At 73.4% G+C, this 18,596-nt stretch carries 16 protein-coding genes and 1 pseudogene; 9 read left to right on the forward strand and 8 right to left on the reverse strand.

All coding sequences use genetic code 11. From position 1 onward, the window contains the following. The first annotated feature begins 2 nt into the window (after positions 1-2). Both UQW22_RS14955 and UQW22_RS14960 read left to right on the forward strand, forming a co-directional pair. Positions 3-1,487, forward strand: coding sequence for a LuxR C-terminal-related transcriptional regulator (locus tag UQW22_RS14955; RefSeq protein ID WP_407317872.1), 1,485 nt, complete (start codon positions 3-5; stop codon positions 1,485-1,487). A 65-nt stretch (positions 1,488-1,552) separates the two neighbouring features. Further along, positions 1,553-2,230, forward strand: a complete 678-nt coding sequence (locus UQW22_RS14960) for a PucR family transcriptional regulator (RefSeq protein WP_407317873.1) — start codon at positions 1,553-1,555, stop codon at positions 2,228-2,230. 130 nt (positions 2,231-2,360) lie between these two features. Here the strand turns inward: UQW22_RS14960 and UQW22_RS14965 are convergent, their stop codons facing one another. The 5 genes from UQW22_RS14965 to UQW22_RS14985 all read right to left on the reverse strand — a co-directional run bounded on the left by UQW22_RS14965 (position 2,361) and on the right by UQW22_RS14985 (position 8,301). Then, the gene (locus tag UQW22_RS14965) at positions 2,361-3,365 is read right to left on the reverse strand and encodes a hemolysin family protein (protein WP_407317874.1); all 1,005 of its coding nucleotides are present in this window, start codon (positions 3,363-3,365) and stop codon (positions 2,361-2,363) included. Beyond that, positions 3,362-4,777 (reverse strand): hemolysin family protein, encoded by a 1,416-nt coding sequence (locus tag UQW22_RS14970; RefSeq protein WP_407317875.1) that lies wholly within the window; start codon positions 4,775-4,777, stop codon positions 3,362-3,364. Before UQW22_RS14970 ends, UQW22_RS14965 begins: the two co-directional genes overlap by 4 nt. A gap of 119 nt (positions 4,778-4,896) precedes the next feature. Then, entirely contained in the window at positions 4,897-7,338 is a 2,442-nt protein-coding gene (locus tag UQW22_RS14975; protein WP_407317876.1) for a glycoside hydrolase family 3 protein, read from the reverse strand. Positions 7,339-7,371: 33 nt separating this feature from the next. After that, positions 7,372-7,800 (reverse strand): organic hydroperoxide resistance protein, encoded by a 429-nt coding sequence (locus UQW22_RS14980; protein WP_407317877.1) that lies wholly within the window; start codon positions 7,798-7,800, stop codon positions 7,372-7,374. Positions 7,801-7,845: 45 nt separating this feature from the next. After that, complete coding sequence (locus UQW22_RS14985; RefSeq protein WP_407317878.1) at positions 7,846-8,301, reverse strand: MarR family winged helix-turn-helix transcriptional regulator; 456 nt, start codon at positions 8,299-8,301, stop codon at positions 7,846-7,848. 67 nt (positions 8,302-8,368) lie between these two features. Here UQW22_RS14985 and UQW22_RS14990 point away from each other — a divergent pair, with 67 nt between their 5' ends. After that, a complete protein-coding gene (locus tag UQW22_RS14990; RefSeq protein WP_407317879.1) occupies positions 8,369-8,638 on the forward strand; it encodes an acylphosphatase in 270 nt (89 codons plus the stop codon). 37 nt (positions 8,639-8,675) lie between these two features. Here the strand turns inward: UQW22_RS14990 and UQW22_RS14995 are convergent, their stop codons facing one another. Further along, positions 8,676-10,463, reverse strand: coding sequence for an ABC transporter ATP-binding protein (locus UQW22_RS14995; protein ID WP_407317880.1), 1,788 nt, complete (start codon positions 10,461-10,463; stop codon positions 8,676-8,678). A 171-nt stretch (positions 10,464-10,634) separates the two neighbouring features. On the opposite strand from UQW22_RS14995, the gene UQW22_RS15000 reads away from it, so the two are divergent. The 6 genes and pseudogenes from UQW22_RS15000 (at position 10,635) to UQW22_RS15025 (ending at position 16,803) form a co-directional block, all read left to right on the forward strand. Then, on the forward strand, positions 10,635-11,312 hold the full coding sequence (locus UQW22_RS15000; protein ID WP_407317881.1) for a GAF and ANTAR domain-containing protein: 678 nt from the start codon (positions 10,635-10,637) through the stop codon (positions 11,310-11,312). A gap of 89 nt (positions 11,313-11,401) precedes the next feature. Continuing rightward, positions 11,402-12,088 (forward strand): GAF and ANTAR domain-containing protein, encoded by a 687-nt coding sequence (locus UQW22_RS15005; protein WP_407317882.1) that lies wholly within the window; start codon positions 11,402-11,404, stop codon positions 12,086-12,088. Beyond that, the gene (locus UQW22_RS15010) at positions 12,085-12,786 is read left to right on the forward strand and encodes a GAF and ANTAR domain-containing protein (RefSeq protein ID WP_407317883.1); all 702 of its coding nucleotides are present in this window, start codon (positions 12,085-12,087) and stop codon (positions 12,784-12,786) included. The genes UQW22_RS15005 and UQW22_RS15010 overlap by 4 nt, the downstream gene beginning before the upstream one ends. 332 nt (positions 12,787-13,118) lie before the next feature. Next, positions 13,119-13,250, forward strand: a pseudogene (locus tag UQW22_RS15015) (hypothetical protein); the annotation flags it as partial. Between the two features lie 203 nt (positions 13,251-13,453). Beyond that, positions 13,454-15,589 (forward strand): catalase, encoded by a 2,136-nt coding sequence (locus UQW22_RS15020; RefSeq protein ID WP_407317884.1) that lies wholly within the window; start codon positions 13,454-13,456, stop codon positions 15,587-15,589. Between the two features lie 17 nt (positions 15,590-15,606). Beyond that, positions 15,607-16,803, forward strand: a complete 1,197-nt coding sequence (locus UQW22_RS15025) for a zinc-dependent alcohol dehydrogenase (RefSeq protein WP_407317885.1) — start codon at positions 15,607-15,609, stop codon at positions 16,801-16,803. A 95-nt stretch (positions 16,804-16,898) separates the two neighbouring features. Here UQW22_RS15025 and UQW22_RS15030 read toward each other — a convergent pair whose 3' ends face one another. Together UQW22_RS15030 and UQW22_RS15035 are read right to left on the reverse strand one after the other, a co-directional pair. Next, positions 16,899-17,762 (reverse strand): SDR family oxidoreductase, encoded by an 864-nt coding sequence (locus UQW22_RS15030; RefSeq protein ID WP_407317886.1) that lies wholly within the window; start codon positions 17,760-17,762, stop codon positions 16,899-16,901. Positions 17,763-17,800: 38 nt separating this feature from the next. Then, positions 17,801-18,571 (reverse strand): PAS and ANTAR domain-containing protein, encoded by a 771-nt coding sequence (locus tag UQW22_RS15035; RefSeq protein WP_407317887.1) that lies wholly within the window; start codon positions 18,569-18,571, stop codon positions 17,801-17,803. Positions 18,572-18,596 lie beyond the last annotated feature (25 nt).

Here is an 18,596-nt window from a genome sequence, read left to right on the forward strand (position 1 = left end):
CCATGGAGACGACGGCGCCCCCGCCCGGACTGGTCGAGCTGGCCCGCGGACAGCGGCTCCAGGCCGACGGCCCGGCCACTGACGCCTGCGCCAGCCTCGACCTCGCCCGCGCCGCCCTGGTGGCACGTCCCGGCGCCGTCCCCGGCGACATCCTGGCCGCCGCCCTGGGCGCCGTCGACGCCGCCTGGTCCGCCGGAGACCTCGTGGCCTGCCGCGACGCCGTGACCCACGGACTGGCGGCGTGCACCACGGACGTCGGGCCGGTGCACGACTACCTGCGAGGGTTGCGCACGCTGCTCGAGGGGCGACCGGAGGAGTCCGCGGAGCCGTTGCGCCGGGTGGTCGAGCGGCTGCGGGGCGCCCACGACGCGGACTCGCTGCGGCTCGCGGCCACCGCGGCCCTGCTCACGGGGGACGTCACCGCGGCCCGCCGCGCCGGAGCCCGGGCCCTCGCCACCGCACGGGCGGCCGACGACCCCGCCCTGGTCGCCCGTGCCACCGAGCACGTCGCCTACGCCGAGCTGCGGGCCGGCCGGCACGCCCAGGCGCGCGACCACGCCGTCGCGGGCTGGCACGCCGCGCGCCGGTCCGGCCGGGTCAACACCGCCGCCCACCACCGCGCGGTGCTGGCGCTGGTGACCTCGGTGCTCGGCCCCCTCGCCGACGTGCCCCTCCATGCCGCCGCGGCCCTGGGGACCGCACGTCGGCACGGGCTCGCCGCACCGGTCACCCTCGCCGAGTGGGCGCTGGCCCGCGCGGAGCTCGCCGACGGGCTCCCGGCCGACGCGGCGGGTCGCCTGGCCTCGTTGCTGGCCCCGTCCGACGGCGGTGCGCACTTCGCCCTGCGCGGGCTCGTCCTGCCGACACTCGTCGAAGCCGCCGTCGCCGCCGGCGACCCCGACGTGGCGCGTGCCACGATGCCTGAGCTGTCCGCGTGGACCAGGTCGGCCGCCGACCCTCAGGGACCGGCGCTGCTGCTGCGCTGCGACGCGCTGCTGGCGTCGGACCCGGAGCAGACCGACGGCCTCTACCGTCGGGCGCGCGACGCCCACCTCGGTGCCGACGGCGGCTTCGAGCGCGCCCGGACCCTGCTGCTGCACGGCATGTGGCTGCGTCGCCGACGCCGACCGGCCGACGCACAGCGGCGGCTGCGCGACGCCCACCAGCTCCTCGACCGCTGCGGCGCCGTGCCCTGGGCCGCGCTGGCCCCCGCGGAACGTCGGGCGACCGGGGCACCCGCCGCCGCCACCGGCACGGCCAGGACGAGCGTCCCGCCGCCCGCAGGGCTCGAGGTGCTCACGCCCCACCAGCGACGGATCGCCCGGTGCGTGGCGGACGGTGCGACGAACCGTGAGATCGCCGTCCGGCTGTCGGTCAGCGTCCGCACGGTCGACTGCCACCTGCGCAACATCCTCGTCGCGCTCGGCGTGCGCTCCCGCGTCGAGCTCGCGCGCCGGGTCACGGCTCCGCGCCCCGGCGCCGCCTAGAGACCGACCAGGCGGTACGCGATGCTGTGACGGGACGACACCGGCGTCGTCCGGGAGGAGGCGCCATGCCCGACGTCGCACCGGCCGCACCGGCCCCGCCCCGGACGAGGGTGAGCAGCACGCCTGCCCGGTCTCGGCACCAGCTCGTCGCCTCGGTCCTGGACGGTTCGTGCCCGCTCGCCGAGCTGCGCCGTGCCGCTGTCACGCTGGGCATGCCCGTCGGGGGCCGCTACCGGGTGGTGGCGCTCGAGGCACTCGGCCGAGCGCGGCGCGCCACCGCCCGCGCGACGGTCGCCACGGGCGGGGTCCGTGTGCACTGGCACGTCTCGCACCCGGTCGAGCACGGCATCGTCCAGCTGGACGGCGACCACGTCGCGGACCTCGGGGGCGCGACGTTGCCAGCCGGCGTCCGCCTCGGGGTGAGCTTGCCCGCCGAGGGTCTCGCCGGGCTCGCCGACGCGCGCCGCCAGGCCGTGACCGCGCTGGACCTCTGCCCGCCCGACGGTGGTCACGTCGACCTCTCCTCGCACCTGCCGGTCGCCGTGCTCGACGCGGACCCCACCCTCGCCGACCAGCTGCGTCGCCAGGTTCTCGGCCCCCTGGCGGACGCCGACGAGCCGGACGGAGCGGTCGTGCTCGACACCTTCGCGCACTGGATCGCCGCGGACGGATCGACCCGGGAGGCCGCGCGACGGCTCGGCTGTCATCGCAACACCGTCACCAACCGGCTGCGCCGGCTGTAGCGCGTCACGGGCCGACGCATCGATCGCCCCGGCGACCTGGTCGACCTCGTCCTGGCGCTGCACGCCCACCACCGCGCGGCGTGGCACGAGCGCCGCACGGGTCAGGTGTCGTGACCTGCTCACGCGGCCGTCACGAGCTGGGGATCACCCGCCGCAACGTGTCGCCGAGGGTGATGACGCCGGAGAGCCGCGGCCCGTCCATGACCACCGCGAGCTGCTCACCGGCCCGGCGCATCCCGGACAGCGCCTCGTGCACGGGTTGGTCGGGGCCCAGCACGAAGGCAGGCCTCGCCAGGTCGCGGGCCGGCCGGTCGACCGGCTCGAGGAGCGTGTCGCGCACGTGCACCACGCCCGGAGGGCCACCGGCGGACTCCACCAGGACGCGCAGGTGGCCGGACCGGCGCGAGGCGTCCTGCACGTCGGAGACCGTCGCCGAGGCCGCGACCGCCGTGGGGCGGGCACCGGGGGCGACGAACGCGGAGACCCGCTGCGTGGTCAGGTCGAGCGCGCCGGACAGCGGGGTCCTGATCGAGGCGTCGATCGCCCCGACCTCGGCCGAGTGCTCCACGAGGTGACGGATCGTCGCCGCGTCCTGCCCGCCGACGGCGGCGCGGTCGACCGGCTCCACGCCGGTCGCGGCCACGAGCCGGTTGGCCACGCCGTTGATCCACAGCAGCAGCGGCCGGAAGAGCCAGATGAACGCACGCGCCGGGGGCGAGACGAGGATCGCCGAGCGCTCCGGGTGCGCGATCGCCCAGGACTTCGGCGCCATCTCCCCCACCACCAGGTGCAGGAAGGTGACGAACAGCAGCGACAGCGCGAACGACGCGGAGTCGGCGAGCCATGACGGCAGGCCCCACGAGGCCAGGACGGGGGCCAGCCAGTGGTCCACCGCGGGTTTCGTGACCGCACCCAGGGCGAACGTGGCGGCCGTGATGCCGAGCTGGGCACCGGCGAGCATGACGGTCAGCTCGTTCACCCCGCGCAGGGCCGCTCGCGCACCGCTGCTCGTCGTCGCCCGCTCCTCGAGACGGTGGCGTCGCGCGCCGAGCAGGGCGAACTCGATGACCACGAAGAACGCGCTCAGCGCGATCAGTGCCGTGGTGACGGCCAGGACGATCCAGGGGTTGTTCATCGGAGCTCTCCCTCGTCCTGGGTGGTGGCGGGCTCCGCGCTCTCTGCGCTCTCTGCGCTCTCTGCGAGCGGCTCGTCGAGGGTCACGCGGACGGTGGCCGGCACGCGACGTTCGACCTCGAGCACCTCGATGCGCAACGCCCGGCGCACCGGCTCCTCGAGAGCCAGGTCGGCCGGGTCCACCGGCAGCTCGACGTCGACGATCTCGCCGACCTCGGGCAGGCTCCCCGCCGCGGAGATGACGAGCCCGGCCAAGGTCTCGTAGTCCCCCCGCGGCAGGTCGTGGCCGATCGCGCGCTCGACCTCGTCCAGGTGGACGTCACCGTCCATGCGCCAGACCCCCGGCCCGTCGGACTCCACGACCTCGTCCTCGTCGACGTCGTGCTCGTCGCGCAGCTCGCCGACGACCTCCTCGCCCAGGTCTTCCAGGGTGAGGATGCCCGCGAAACCGCCGTACTCGTCGATCACGCACGCGAGCTCGTCGTGGACCGCCGACAGCTCCGCCAGCGCATCCGGCAGGAGCATGAGCGTCGGCACGACGGTCGCCGGACGCATGATCCGCGAGACCGGCAGCTCGTCGTCCGAGGCGGCCAGCACGTCGAGCAGGTGCACGACACCGACGGGCTGGTCCTCCGCGGACGTCACGGGGTACCGCGTGTGGGCCGTGGCCATGAGGGCGCGCACCTGCCCGATCGTCGTGTCCGCGTCGACGGTGTCCACGCGCGAACGCGGCACCATCGCGTGCTCGACGTCCCTCTGCGGGAAGTCCAGGATGCGGTCGAGCATCATCGACAGCTCCTCGGGCAGGTCGCCGCTCTCTCGCGAGTCGGCGACGATGTGCTCGAGGTCACGGGCGGTCGCGCTGGAGTCGACGTCGTGGACCGGCTCGATCCGCATCAGCCGGAGCAGCGCGTTGGCCGCGCGGTCGAAGACCGTGATCAGCCAGCCGAAGGCCGCCAGGTAGATCTGCGTGGACCGCGCCAGGCGCAGCGCCAGGGGCTCCGGGTCGGCGATCGCGAGGTTCTTCGGGAACAGCTCACCGAAGATCATCTGCAGGACGGTCGATGCCGCGAGCGCCAGGACGGTGCCGACGGCCACGCTGACACCGGCCGGCACCCCGACCACCCCGAGGATCTCGCCGAGACTCTCCCCGACGAGGGGCTCGGCGACGTACCCGACGAGCAGGCCGGTCACCGTGATCCCCAGCTGGGCGCCGGAGAGCATGAACGAGGTGCGCCGGGTCACGGCGAGCGCGCGGACGGCGGTCGCGTCACCGTCCTCGGCGCGAGCGCCGAGCCGGGAGCGGTCCACCGACATGTAGGCGAACTCCTGGGCCACGAAGTAGCCGTTGGCCGCGATGACGACAGCGATGACGACGAATCCCAGGAGCAGGGTCCCGACGGTGATCAGCAACGGGCACCGCCGATCGTCTCGGAGCCGGCGGTACCCGGCGTACTGTCACTGTCTGCGGATGCCGCAGGTTTGCTCACGAGTCTTTCCACGCCTCCCAGCGAATCTGTGTGAGCAGGATGCTATCCGACGGCGCGGTCCCCGCGCGCAGCCGACAGCACGAGGCGTAGGACGTTCGCCGCGGTGCGCTGCAGCTCGCCGAGCGTGATCCCGTCCGGGTCGGCGAGCGACTCCAGCAACGACCCGTCGCCCGTCTGGACGTCGCGGTCCCACGCTCCGGGCATGTTGACGTCCACCTGGGCCCGCACCCGGTAGGCGTCGTTGCGCAGGGCGGGGAAGTCGGGGTCGACGGCCTCGCGGAGCCACCAGTCGGTCATCACCGCGCCTGTGTACCCCCACTCGCCCCGCAGGACCGTGGTCACGAGGTCGTGGTGGTAGTGGCCCCAGGTGCCGTTGATCTTGTTGTACGAGGTCATGACGGTGCGAGGGGCGGCCTCGGCGACGCAGATCTCGAAGCCGCGCAGGTAGATCTCGCGCAGCGCACGCTCGGAGACCCGGGAGTCGTGGTGCTCGCGGTTGGTCTCCTGGTTGTTCGCGGCGAAGTGCTTGGGGCACGCGGCCAGGCCGGCGTGCTGGATGCCGCGCACCGTCGCCGCCCCCATGCGGCCGGTGAGGAGCGGGTCCTCCGAGAAGTACTCGAAGTTGCGCCCGCACAGCGGGTCGCGCTGGATGTTCATGCCGGGAGCCAGCAGGACGTCCGAGCCCTTGACGGCCATCTCCTCGGCCAGGTGACCGTAGAGCGTCTCCACCAGCGCCGGGTTCCACGTGGACGCCAGGGCGGTGCCGCAGGGCAGCAGCGAGGTGTAGGTCGCGAGCCGGATGCCGGCCGGTCCGTCGGTGGTGGTCAGTGCGCGCACGCCCTTGTCGCGCAGGGAGGCGATGGTGCCGCCGAGCACGCCGGCGTTGCCGGGGGTGCCGAGGGCGGAGTCCATGACGTCGTCGCCCCGGCTCAGCGCCTCCAGCTCGTCGTCGTCGAGCTGGGCGATGAACTCCGGCAGGCTCGCCCGCCCGGCGGCGACGTCGGCCAGCACGACGCCCCGGTCGCCGGTGCGCTCCAACGGCGCGGGCAGGGCGGCGAGCACCCGTTCGCGGCGCCCGACGGTGGCGACGGGGACCGGCTCGTGCCCGGCGACGGTGCCGCCGTCCTGCCCGGCTCGCGGCACGAGGCGCTCGAAGGCGTGCGTCGGCTCCACGGCGGCGACCTCGCGCAGCCGCCGGACCACCCGCAGGGTGTCGACCACGACGTCGCCGCACCCGGTGGCCGACCGCGCGTCGGTCCCGAGCAGCACCTCGTAGCGCCCTGCCTCGAGGACGTAGGCCGAGCGGTGACCGGTGCGGCCGGCGTCGTCGTAGGCGGCGACGTCCGCCAGGTCGAAGCGCAGCTCGAGCTCCTGCGTCTCACCGGGGGCCAGCACCCGGGTCTTGGCGAAGGCGGCGAGGTGGCGCGCGGGGCGGCCGAGCAGGCCGTGCGGGGCGCGCACGTACACCTGGGCGACCTCGGTGCCCGGTCGGGCACCGGTGTTGGTGACCGTCACGGGCACGACGACGGTGCCGTCGTCGTGCCGCAGGCCCGCGGTGCGCACGTCGAACGTCGTGTAGCCGAGCCCGAACCCGAACGGGTAGAGCACGTGCTGCGGGGCGAAGGTCTCGAAGTACCGGTAGCCGACGTAGACGTCCTCGACGTACTCGTTGTGCTCGTGGCCGCCGAAGTGCCCGGCGCTCGGGTAGCGGGCGTACTCGTCGGCGATCGTGGCGGTGAGCTTCCCGCCGGCCGGCACGGCGCCGGTGAGCACGTCGACGACGGCGCGGCCCGACTCCATCCCGCCCTGCCAGGCGAGCAGGACGGCGTCGAGGTCGTACTCCCGGGTCCAGGCGAGGTCGATGACGTTGCCGGTGTCCACGACGGCGATGGTGTGCTCGAACGCCGTCGTGACGTGGTGCAGGAGGTCCCGCTCGTCCTCGGTGAGGTGGAAGCTGCCGGGCTCGAGGGCCTGCTCGCGCGCCTCGCCGGCGGACCGTCCGACGACGACCAGGGCCAGGGAGGTGCGGGCGGCGACCTCCGCGACCTCGGTCGCCGACAGCGGCATCTCGGGGTGCGAACGGGGCCAGGTGCCCCACTCGGGCTCGGCCTCGACGGGGTGGGCCGCGCACCAGGCGACGTAGCGCTCGGCGAGCTCGGCGTCGACGTCGACCTCGTCGCTGGCACGCAGGGCGTCCAAGAGGTTCCACTGGTACGGCGGTCGCACGTCGCCGCCGGAGCCGTAGCCCACGGTGAAGTAGTCCTGCTGCACGCGCCCGAAGACGGCGATGGTAGCGCTCCCAGCGACAGGCAGGAGCCCGTTCTCGTTCTTCAGCAGCACGATGCCCTCGGCTGCCGCCCGGCGGCAGGCATCGGCCATCCCGTCCGGGATCCAGCGGTCCTCGGACCGCAGCTGGACCCGCCCCTGGGCGAGCTCGTCGGTGCTGTGCGCGGCCGCGCCGATCCCTGCTTCTCGTTCGATCACCCGCCGTACTGTACGCGGCCACGCACCGTGCGGTCAGCCGTCGACGACGGTGACCCGCACGTCGATGTTCCCCCGCGTGGCGTTCGAGTACGGGCAGACCTTCTCGGCGGCGTCTGCGAGCGCCTGCGCCTGGTCCGTGGGCAGGTGCGGGACGACGACCTCGAGCTCGACGGCCAGCTCGAATCCGCCCTGGTCGTCCGGGCCGATGTGCACCCGGGCACCGACCGAGGTGTCCTGCACGCTCACCTTCTGGGACCGTGCGACGGCCTGCAGCGCGGAGTGGAAGCAGGCCGCGTACCCGGCGGCGAAGAGCTGCTCGGGGTTGGACCCGTCCCCCGAGCCGCCCATGGGCTGGGGGATCGCCATGTCGAGGTCGACCCGGCCGTCGTCGGAGCGGACGCGACCGTCGCGGCCGGCGCCGGTGGAGAGCGCCTCGGCGGTATAGGCGATAGAGGTGGGCATGCTGGAGTTCCTCTCGTCGGTGGTGGCGTGCTGGTCGGGTGCAGGTCAGACGCCGGCACGCGGGGGCAGGCGGTCGCTCGCGGCGCGCAGCCGCGCGAGCAGGTCCTCGGCCTCGCCCGGGTCGGCGGGCATGCGCTCGGCCAGGCACCGCTGCAGGTCGGCCAGCTCGGTGCGCAGGCCGCGGCCGTCGTCGGTCAGAGAGACCATGACCACCCGCTCGTCGTCGGCGGCGCGGTGCCGCACGACCAGACCGCGCGACTCCAGCCGCTTGACCAGCGGTGACAGGGTCCCCGAGTCCAGGTCGAGCAGCCGCCCCAGCTCGCCGACCGTGAGCGGGACGTCATGGTTCGCCCAGAGCACCGTCAGGACGAGGTACTGGGTGTAGCTCAGGCCCCACGGCGCGAGCAGCTCGGCGTAGACCCGCCCGATCCTGCGCTCCAGCGAGTACACGGCGAAGCACAGCATCGGGTCGAGGACTGTGGATGCTCCAGCGTCCGGCATGGCAGAAGCATCGCACGCCATTCCATTGCGCGCAATATATCCTCCGACGCGCGTTACCGTGGAGCGCATGAGCACCCGGGTCCACGTCATCGTCCGCGGCACCGTCCAGGGCGTCGGCTTCCGCTGGGCCACCGAGCAGGTCGCCCGCGAGGCCGGCGCGGCCGGCTGGGTGCGCAACCGCCCCGACGGCACCGTCGAGGCCGTCGTCGAGGGCGACGACGCGACCGTCCGGCGCGTCGTCGACTTCCTGCGGACCGGACCCTCAGGCGCCGCCGTGGCCGGCACGGACGTCACGACCGTCTCCCCCCGCGGCGAGCAGGGCTTCCGCACCCGCTGAGCCGAGCGTGAGCGGCGCGCGGGCGGGGCGGTCCCGGTCAGGCGCTGGGCCCGCCCTCCTGCGCGGCGTGCAGGGTCGCGTAGCGCCCGCCCAGCCCGAGGAGCTCGTCGTGGCTGCCGACCTCGACGACGCGGCCGCGATCGAGCACGACGATGCGGTCGGCCTGGCGGATGGTGGACAGCCGGTGCGCCACGACGAGCGTCGTCCGCCCCCGCATCAGCCTGTTCAGCGCGTCGCGCACGGTCGCCTCCGCCTCGGGGTCCAGGGCGCTGGTCGCCTCGTCGAGGAACAGCATGCGCGGGTCACGCACCAGGGCCCGTGCGATGGCCAGCCGCTGGCGCTGACCACCCGAGAGCCGCGCACCGCGCTGCCCGACGACGGTGTCCAGCCCTTCCGGCAGGGCGCTGACGAAGTCCCACGCGTTGGCGTCGCGCAGCGCGCCGACCACGCGCTCGTCGGAGGGCTCGACGAGTCCGTAGGCCACGTTCTCGCGGACCGTGCCCTCGAAGAGCACCGACTCCTGCGGGACGACCGAGACGAAGCGCCGGACCGTGCGCAGGTCGAGACCGGCCATGTCCCGGCCGTCGAGCAGGATGCGCCCGCTGGAGGGACGGACGAAGCCCAGCACCAGGTTGAGCAGCGTGGACTTGCCTGACCCCGAGGAACCGACGAAGGCGACGGTCTCGCCCGAGCGCACCTCGAGGTCCACCCCGGTCAGAGCGTCCTCGCCGGACTCGGGGTAGCGGTGCGTGACGTGCTCGATCTGCAGCCGCCCCTGGACGTCGTCGACGGTCCGCTTGCCCTCGTTGGCCTCGAGGTCCGGCTCGGACAGCACCTCGGCGATCGACCGCATCGACTCCACGCCCCGCGCGGTGACGGGCACCAGGTTGAGGACCTGCGTGAGGCCCTGGGTCAGGAGCCCGAAGTACGTCGACAGCAGCACGACCTCGCCCGGGGTGATGGTGATGAAGCCAGTCAGGGAGACGACGGCGGCGAGCACCAGGCAGCACACCCCGAGGAACTGCATGGCCACCCAGGAGACCGAGGCGACCCGGCCGTTGAGCATGTCCAGGTTGAACGCGGCGCGGCGCACCTCGTCGGCCCCGGAGGCCACGCGCGTGGCGGCGGTGCGCTCCAGCCCGTGCGCCCGCGTCACCGGGATCAGCGACGCCATCTCCCCCACCTGGGTGGCGAAGCTCTCCATCTCCCGGCGGAACAGCTCGTTGCGCGACCGCGAGCGCCGCGCCATCGTGCGACGGATGACCAGCGCCGTCGGGATCGCCAGCGCGTAGACCGGCAGGAACTCCGGCACCTTGATCGCGGTCATCGTCACCGCGCCCACCAGGACCATGAGGGCCGAGAGCAGCGGATGGGTCACCTGCTGCAGCATGAGCTCGACGTTCTCGACGTCGCGCACCACCTTGGACTGCACGAGCGCCGCGCTCGAGCGCGCGTAGTAGCCGATCGACAGCCCCTGCAGGTGCTCGACGAGCGCGTTGCGCAGCCGCGCGCCCAGCCCGCGCACGACGGTCATGAAGTGGCGGGTGTAGACGATGTGGTGCGGGTAGTTCTGGGCGAGGAGCACGGCCGCCAGCGCGAACCAGAGCAGGACCGAAGGCACGCTGCCGGCCTCGGCGACGATGTCGATCACCGCCCCCGTGATCACCGGCAGGAACCACAGCGGGATCTCCTTGACGGCGAACGCGTACAGGGCGACCGTCAGCCGGCGCGGCTGGGTCCCCAGCAGGCGCAGGAGCGAACGGACGGGGTGGGCACCGTCGACCCGATCGAGGTCCGAGGTGTAGGTAAGGGCTTTCCGGCGCATGGTGACGATCGTATCGATTCGCGGTGGCGGCGTCGTGCGTCCCGTCCCCGGTGCCGGGGGCGTACGGTGGAAGACGGGCAGCATGCAGGACGGTGCTTCTCGCCGGGCGACCGGCGTGGGACTCCACGCCGGAGGCCCGCGTGTGGCGCCGGTCGCCACAGGAAGGCTCTGATGGCCATCTCTCGCTACCTCGAGGAGTGCGCGACCCGTGCTGCCGGGATGCTCGACGGCGACCTGGAGGCCAGCCTGACGATGCGGCAGTACGGCATGACGCTCCAGGTCGGCAGCAGCGCCCGCGGTGCGGCCCGGTGCGACCAGCGGGAGGCGATGGCCGACGCCGGTCCGTGCGTCGAGGCGATGGCGACCGGCGCGGTCGTCGAGGTGGCGTCGGTCGCCCGGGACGACAGGTGGCCGCCGTGGCGACGACAGGCCCTCGACGAGGGCTTCGTCCGTGCGCTCGCCGTCCCCTCGGACGTGGCGCCCGGCATCGTCGTGGCGCTCAACCTCTACGCTCGCGACGGAGGCACCTGGGACGAACGGTTCGTGAGCGACGCCGACGCGTACGCCCGGCTCATCGCGTCCGCGGTCCGGCTCCAGCTGAAGTTCGCCGACCTGGACGATGCCGCCGGAAGCCTCCTGCGCAGCACGGCGACCTCCACGCTCGTCGAGAGGGCGGTCGGAGCGGTGATGCAGACCAACGACTGCTCGCGAGAGGCAGCGGCCGAGCTGATGCGGTCCGCGGCGACCGAGTGCGGCATCCCCGAACGCGAGGTCGCCACGACCATCCTGCGCTCGCTGCTCGCCCCCGGCACCGGGGACATCGTCGACGAGAGGTCGGCGGGCACGTGAGCCCTGCGCCGTGCGGGCGGGGCCCGACCCCACGTCGATCCGCCATCGGTGAAACACTGGCCCGGACGGAGGAACGAGGTGACGACCGGGTGAGCCCCCACGAGCTGCTGGGTCTGCTCGCGCAGACCCTGGCGTCTGCGGACGCCGAGCTGCCGCTCGCCGCGCGGCTGTGCCGGGCGTGCGTGGACATCCTTCACGGGCAGGGCGGCACGCTCACCGTCGCCGCCGTGCCCGGCGACCGGGTGGCAGTGAGCACCTCCAGCGACTTCGCCGCGATCGACGCCCTCCAGGACGTGCTCGGCGAGGGGCCGGTGCAGCAGGCGCTCGAGGACGACGCCCTCGTGGTGGTCAGCATCGAGGACTCCCCCAACCGGTTCCCGGTCTTCGCCCAGGAGGCGGTCAAGACGATCCGCGGCCCGCTGACCGTGTACGCCGTGCCGATGCACGCCGGCGTCCGGGTCGTCGGTGTCTTCAGTCTCTACGTCACGGCCGAGGGCCTGGCCCGCAGCACGGAGGACCTGCAGTTCCTGGCCGACGCCGTCGGCACCTCGCTGATGAGCGACCTCGACACGCTCGACTGGACCCAGAAGGCGCGCGTCCACCAGGCCACCGGGATGGTGACCGCACAGCTTCATATCGCGCCCGACGACGCGCTGGCCGTCCTGCGGGCGCACGCCTACGCGCTCGACATCGACCTGGCACGGGTCGCCGACGACGTGCTCGACCGACGGATGACCTTCTCCCACGACGAGAACGAAGAGACCGAGGAGCCATGACGCTGCCGCACCCCACCGAGACTCTCGCGAGAGCAGCGTCCGCCCTGGTCCACGAGCACGACGTCGCCGAGCTGCTGCTCCGCCTCACCAGGGACGCCACCTCCCTCTCGCAAGGTGACGTCGGCGGGCTGCTCGTACGAACCCCCGGTGCGGACGGCCTCGAGCTCCTCGCCGCGACGGACCACGTCGCGACCCACCTGGAGGTCTACCAAACACAGCGGGACGAGGGTCCGTGCGTGGACGTCTTCACGACCGGGGACGCCGTCACGGCCGTCGGCGAGCCGGAGATCGTCACCCGCTGGCCGACCGTCGGGCGCGCGATCGTCGACGCCGGGTTCCACAGCGCCTACGCCTTCCCCCTCTGCTGGCACAGCACCGTGCTCGGCGGTCTCAACATCTTCGCGCGCCGGGCGGCGCCACCCAGCCCGCAGACCCGGGGCACGGCCCAGGCGTTCGCCGACATGCTGACCCTCGTCATCGCGCAGCCCGAGACGCTGGGCGAGAACGAGATCGCGGAGAATCTCCGGCGCGCGCTGGCCGGCCGCGTGACCATCGAGCAGGCCAAGGGAGCCCTCGCCCACACCCTCGGCCTCGACATGGCCGACGCGTACGACGCCCTGCTCGAACGCTCGCGCCACCAGCGAGCGACGCTCACCGAGACGGCGCGGGCCGTGCTGCAGGAGGCGCAGCGCCGCTGACCCCCCGCGGGCCCCGACCGACCGGGCAGTACCGGCTCGACCTCGCGACCCAGGAGTGGTGGTGGTCCGACGGCGTCTACACCCTGCACGGGTTCGTCCCGGGCGAGGTGGTGCCGACCACGGACCTGGTGCTCGCCCACCACCACCCCGCAGACCGCGCACAACTCGCCCGGTTCCTGGACGACGCCCGCCCGTCCGAGGATCCCTTCCGGGCGCTGCACCGCCTCGTCGACGCCGCGGGCCGAGAACGGTCTATCGTCGGCGTCGGGCACGTCGAGCCGTCGGCGTCCGACGCGCAGACCGGGACCACGCTCAACGGCTACACCACGGACGTGAGCGGACCGGTCCGGCAGCGGGCGAGCGTCCTCGCGACGCGCCACCTCGAGTCCGCCTCACGCAGCCGGGGCGCGATCGAACGCGCCAAGGGGTCCCTGGCGGCGATCTACCGGATCACGCCCGAGGCGGCGTTCGAGCTGCTGCGCACCGCCTCGAACCGGCGCGACGTCGCCCTGCGTGAGATCGCCGGGGACGCCGTCGACGTCGACCGTCACCGGCTGAGCATCGACGCCGCCCGGGCTCGAGTGGCAACGCCGGACGTCCGGTCGCAAGGTGGACGTGTGCTCGAGAAGCGCGGCACACGGCACGACCCGCTGCGAGGCGAGCCCCGATGTCCCCCGAGAACGCCGACCCACCGAACCGCCGCTCCACCGACCTGCCACCCGCCCGCACCGCTTCCCCTGCTGCGCGCACAGCCACCGGCTGTCCCTTCCTGGTCGGATCCGACGACCCGGACCCCCGCGCCCAGGCCGGTGGACGGCTCACGACGGCTCAGGGTCTGCGGGTCGACGACACCGACCACTCGCTCACGGCCGGACCTCGCGGCCCCGTGCTGCTCGAGGACCACCACCTGCGCGAGAAGATCACCCACTTCGACCACGAACGCATCCCCGAGCGCGTGGTGCACGCGCGAGGAGCGGGCGCCCACGGGAGGTTCCGCGCCTACGGCAACGCGGCGAACGTGACACGCGCAGGCTTCCTCGCCGAGGCGGACAAGGAGACCGAGGTCTTCGTGCGCTTCTCGACCGTGCTCGGCTCGCGCGGGTCGGCGGACACCGCGCGGGACGTCCGCGGGTTCGCGACCAAGTTCTACACCGACGAGGGGACCTTCGACCTCGTAGGGAACAACTTCCCCGTGTTCTTCATCCAGGATGCCATCAAGTTTCCCGACATCATCCACGCGGGCAAGCCGCACCCCGACCGTGAGATCCCGCAGGCACAGAGCGCTCACGACACCTTCTGGGACTTCATCTCCTCGCACACCGAGAGCACGCACATGGCGATGTGGGCCATGTCGGACCGGGCGATCCCGCGCAGCTACCGCACCATGGAGGGTTTCGGCGTGCACACGTTCCGGCTGCAGGCGGCCGACGGCTCGACGTCGCTGGTGAAGTTTCACTGGAAGCCCGTCCTCGGCGTGCACTCGCTGGTGTGGGAGGAGGCGCAGATCGCCCAGGGCGCGGATCCCGACTTCCACCGGCGCGACCTCGCTGACGCGATCGACGCCGGGGCGTTCCCGCAGTGGGAGCTCGGGCTGCAGGTCATGCCCGACACCCACGACGAGACGTTCGAGGGCATCGACCTGCTCGACCCGACCAAGATCGTGCCCGAGGAGATCTGCCCGGTGCAGCCGGTGGGCGTCATGACGCTCGAGGCCAACCCGACGAACTACTTCGCCGAGACCGAGCAGGTGGCGTTCCACGTCGACCACCTGGTGCCGGGGATCCACGTCACCAACGACCCGCTGATGCAGGGCCGGCTCTTCTCGTACCTGGACACCCAGCTCTCCCGGCTCGGTGGGCCCAACTTCTCCCAGCTCCCGATCAACCGGCCGCACGCGCCCGTGGACGACATGCAGCGCGACGCGATGCACCAGACGGCCGTGCACTCCGGGGTGGTCGCGCACAAGCCCAACCGGCTGGACGAGGACCGCCCCGTCGCGTCGCCCCAGGACGGGTTCGTCACCGTGGCGACACCGGTCGAGGGGACCAAGGCGCGTCACCACCCGGTCTCGTTCACCGACCACTTCAGCCAGGCCCGGCTGTTCTGGTTGTCGATGACGGCGATCGAGCGGGCGCACATCGTCGAGGCCTTCACGTTCGAGCTGGGCAGGTGCGCGTCGACCGGGGTGCGCGAGCGCATGCTCGCCAGCCTGGCCAGGATCGACGGCGAGCTCGTCTCGAGGGTCGCCGAGGGCCTCGGCCTGCCGGTGCCGGAGGGGGAGGTCCCCGACGAGATGGAGGCCTCTCCCGCCCTGTCGCAGATCCCCACCGCCCCCGGCCGGGTGGACGCCCGGGTGGTCGGCGTCCTCGTCGCGGACGGTGGTGACCTGTCCGCGGTCCACGCGCTCCGCACCGGCCTCGGCGACGACGACGTGGTCGTGCGTGTGGTGGCCGCCCACGGCGGCGACGTGACGTCCGACGGCACCACGGAGACGGTCGACCGCACCCTGCTCACGACGCGGTCCATCGAGTACGACGCCGTCGTCCTGGCCGACGGCACCGGCGGCGCGTCGCCTGCCGCCGAACCCCGCACCACGGTGCTGCTGCAGGAGATGTTCCGCCACGGCAAGGCGATCGTCGCGGTCGGCGACGGTGCCGACGCGCTGCGCGTCGCCGGGCTCGATTCCGAGGCCGACGGCGTGTCTGCCGTGCCGGCACTGTCGGCAGGGACCGTCGACCAGCTGCGCCGCGACCTCGGCATGCACCGTGCCTGGGACCGGCTGCAGGCCCTCCAGGGCGCCTGAGAGAACGAGGAGGAGCCATGCGTGCACTGACCTGGCAAGGACGCGAGAACGTCTCGGTCGAGGAGGTCCCCGACCCCCGGGTCGAGCAGCCCACGGACGCCGTCGTCCGCGTGACGTCGACGGCCGTGTGCGGCTCCGACCTGCACCTGTACGGGGTGCTCGGCATGTTCCTCGACGCCGGAGACGTCCTGGGGCACGAGGCCATGGGGATCGTCGAGGAGGTCGGCGACGCGACCGGCGACCTGCAGGTCGGCGACCGCGTCGTCGTGCCGTTCACGATCTCCTGCGGCCGGTGCTGGATGTGCTGGCGCGGGCTGCAGAGCCAGTGCGAGACGACGCAGGTGCGCTCGCAGGACAAGGGCGCCGCGCTGTTCGGCTACACCCGGCTGTACGGCCAGGTGCCCGGGGGCCAGGCCCAGTACCTCAGGGTCCCGCAGGCACACTACGGCCCGGTCAAGGTGCCCGACGACGGCACGCCCGACGAGCGCTACCTGTATCTGTCGGACGTGCTGCCGACGGCCTGGCAGGGCGTGCGGTACGCCGACGTGCCCGACGGCGGCAGCGTCGTGGTGCTGGGGCTGGGACCCGTCGGGCAGATGGCGGCCCGGGTGGCTCGGTACCAGGGTGCCGAGGTGGTCGTGGGCGTCGACCCTGTCCCGGAGCGTCGCGCCATGGCCGAGCGGCACGGGGTGACCACGCTGGAGCCGGGGCGCTCGCTCGCGACGGCGGTCCGTGACCTGACCGCCGGCCGCGGGCCGGACTCCGTGATCGACGCCGTCGGGATGGAAGCGCACGGCTCCCCGGTCGCCGAGCTGGCGCAGAAGGGTGTCGGGCTGCTGCCCGACGCCGTCGCGGCGCCGCTGACCGAGCGCGCCGCCACGGACCGGCTCGCCGCCCTGCACACGGCGTTCGACCTCGTGCGCCGAGGCGGCACGGTGTCGATCTCCGGCGTCTACGGCGGCGCCCTGGACCCCGTGCCGATGATGCAGCTCTTCGACAAGCAGGTCGCGCTGCGCATGGGGCAGGCGAACGTGCGCCGCTGGACCGACGACCTGCTGCCCCTCGTCCAGGACTCCTCCGACCCGCTCGGCGTGCTCGACCTGCGGACCCACCGGGTGCCGCTCGACCGCGCCCCGGAGGCGTACTCGATGTTCCAGCGCAAGGACGACGGGTGCATCAAGGTCGTCCTCGACCCGTGGGACCGCCCCGGCTGACCGGGAGCGGGACGACGGCGGCCCCGGCGCCCTGCGCGCCGGGGCCGCCGTGGTCGCGGAGGGGTGAGGCTACCCGTGGCGTCAGGACACCGGCGTCAGAACACCGGCTTGCCGCCGGTGACGCCGAGCACCGTGCCGGACACGTAGCTCGCCTCGGCGGGCGCGGCCAGGAAGACGAACGCGGGTGCGACCTCCGCCGGCTGCCCGGCCCGGCCGAGCGGGGTGTCCTGACCGAACGAGGTCAGCTTGGCCTCCGGCTGCGTGGCGGGCTGCAGCGGGGTCCAGATCGGCCCGGGGGCGACCGCGTTCACCCGGATGCCCCGCGGGCCCAGCTCCGCGGCCAGGTTGACCGTCAGGTTGTTGATCGCCGCCTTGGTGGAGGCGTAGTCGACCAGCGAGGTCGACGGCTGGAACGCCTGGATCGAGGAGTTGTTGATGATGCTGGCGCCCTCGCCCAGGTACTCCAGCGCGGACTGCGTCACCCACAGCAGGGCGTACAGGTTGGTCTTGAGCACGCGGTCGATCTCGCCGGTCGTGACGTCCTCGAAGGACTCGCGGCGCGCCATCTGGAACCCCGCGTTGTTCACCAGCACGTCGAGGCCACCGAGGGCCTCCGCCGCCCGGGCGGGCAGGGAACGGGCCGTCGCCTCGTCCGTGATGTCGCCCGGCAGGAGCTCGACGGTCCGCCCGGCCTCGCGGACCCAGCGGGCCGTCTCCTCGGCGTCCTGCTGCTCCTCGGGCAGGTAGCCGATCGCGACGTCGGCGCCCTCCCGGGCGAAGGCGATCGAGACGGCGCGGCCGATGCCCGAGTCGCCCCCGGTCACCAGCGCCCGGCACCCGACCATCCGGCCGTTGCCCCGGTAGCTCTCCTCGCCGTGGTCGGGTCTCGGCGTCATCTGACCGGTCCAGCCGGGCGGGTCCTGCTGCTGGGGCGGGAACGCCTGCTGCTCCTGGGTCATGTCTGCCTCCTCCTCGTCGGTCCTGTGGTGCGTCCGGTTCAGCTCGTCCGCCGGCGGGTCAGCTGGGCGTCGCGCATGTGCGGGCGCTGGTCCGGCACCACGGCGGCGAACGTCTCGTCGATCTGCTCGGTGGCGTGGTCGCCGAGGCCGGCCCCCGCCGCGAGCTTCTCCATCACCTGGCGCGCCGTGTGCCGCAACCCGGCCCCGGTCTCGGACGCGCGGTGGGTGAGCAGCGCCTCCGCCTCGTCCTCGTCGATGCCGTGCACCGCCATGAGCACGCCCTTGGCGCGCTCGATCGCCGCCGCCGAGACGTAGGCCGCGTCGATCGCCCGCTTGACCTGCTGCTCGACGGCCTGGCGCCGCACCGGGGTGACGTCGACGACGTAGCCGACGACCTGGGAGCTGCTCGTGCCCCGCGCGCGGAGCTGTCCGGTGACCAGCAGGTCCCGGTTGCGCCCGTGGGCGTCGACGATCCGGTGCGAGCAGGCGAACGGGCGCCCGCTGCGCAGCGCCGCGAGGGACTCCCTGACGAGGCGCCCGCGCTCGTCGGCGTGCTGGTGCCGGCGCAGCAGCTCGAGGCTGGGCTCGACGTCGCCGGGGGCGTACCCGTGGATCGTCCACACCTCGTCGGACCACCACCAGGTGCCGGAGTCCAGGTCGACGCGGTAACGGCCCACCAGCAGTCCGGTGCCGACCGCGAGGGCGGCCTCCAGGTCCTCGGCAGCGATCGGACGAGAGCCCTGCGGCTGCGGTTCCGGGGCCCCGAAGGGGTCCCCGCCGCGCGGTGAGGTCTCGGTCATCTGTGCCATGGGTCAGTCTCCGTCCGGGACGCAG

The sequence above is a fragment of the Isoptericola halotolerans genome (assembly GCF_045689585.1).
Classification (GTDB): domain Bacteria; phylum Actinomycetota; class Actinomycetes; order Actinomycetales; family Cellulomonadaceae; genus Isoptericola; species Isoptericola halotolerans_B.

Excerpts from the sequence above, each read along its gene's own strand:
- UQW22_RS14995 (WP_407317880.1), bottom strand. The coding sequence starts at position 10,463 with ATGCGCCGGAAAGCCCTTACCTACACCTCGGACCTCGATCGGGTCGAC.
- UQW22_RS14960 (WP_407317873.1), top strand. The coding sequence starts at position 1,553 with ATGCCCGACGTCGCACCGGCCGCACCGGCCCCGCCCCGGACGAGGGTG.
- UQW22_RS15030 (WP_407317886.1), bottom strand. The coding sequence starts at position 17,762 with ATGACCCAGGAGCAGCAGGCGTTCCCGCCCCAGCAGCAGGACCCGCCC.
- UQW22_RS14955 (WP_407317872.1), top strand. The coding sequence starts at position 3 with ATGGAGACGACGGCGCCCCCGCCCGGACTGGTCGAGCTGGCCCGCGGA.
- UQW22_RS14965 (WP_407317874.1), bottom strand. The coding sequence starts at position 3,365 with ATGAACAACCCCTGGATCGTCCTGGCCGTCACCACGGCACTGATCGCG.
- UQW22_RS15020 (WP_407317884.1), top strand. The coding sequence starts at position 13,454 with ATGTCCCCCGAGAACGCCGACCCACCGAACCGCCGCTCCACCGACCTG.
- UQW22_RS15035 (WP_407317887.1), bottom strand. The coding sequence starts at position 18,571 with ATGGCACAGATGACCGAGACCTCACCGCGCGGCGGGGACCCCTTCGGG.
- UQW22_RS14990 (WP_407317879.1), top strand. The coding sequence starts at position 8,369 with ATGAGCACCCGGGTCCACGTCATCGTCCGCGGCACCGTCCAGGGCGTC.
- UQW22_RS15025 (WP_407317885.1), top strand. The coding sequence starts at position 15,607 with ATGCGTGCACTGACCTGGCAAGGACGCGAGAACGTCTCGGTCGAGGAG.
- UQW22_RS15000 (WP_407317881.1), top strand. The coding sequence starts at position 10,635 with ATGGCCATCTCTCGCTACCTCGAGGAGTGCGCGACCCGTGCTGCCGGG.
- UQW22_RS14985 (WP_407317878.1), bottom strand. The coding sequence starts at position 8,301 with ATGCCGGACGCTGGAGCATCCACAGTCCTCGACCCGATGCTGTGCTTC.
- UQW22_RS15010 (WP_407317883.1), top strand. The coding sequence starts at position 12,085 with ATGACGCTGCCGCACCCCACCGAGACTCTCGCGAGAGCAGCGTCCGCC.
- UQW22_RS14980 (WP_407317877.1), bottom strand. The coding sequence starts at position 7,800 with ATGCCCACCTCTATCGCCTATACCGCCGAGGCGCTCTCCACCGGCGCC.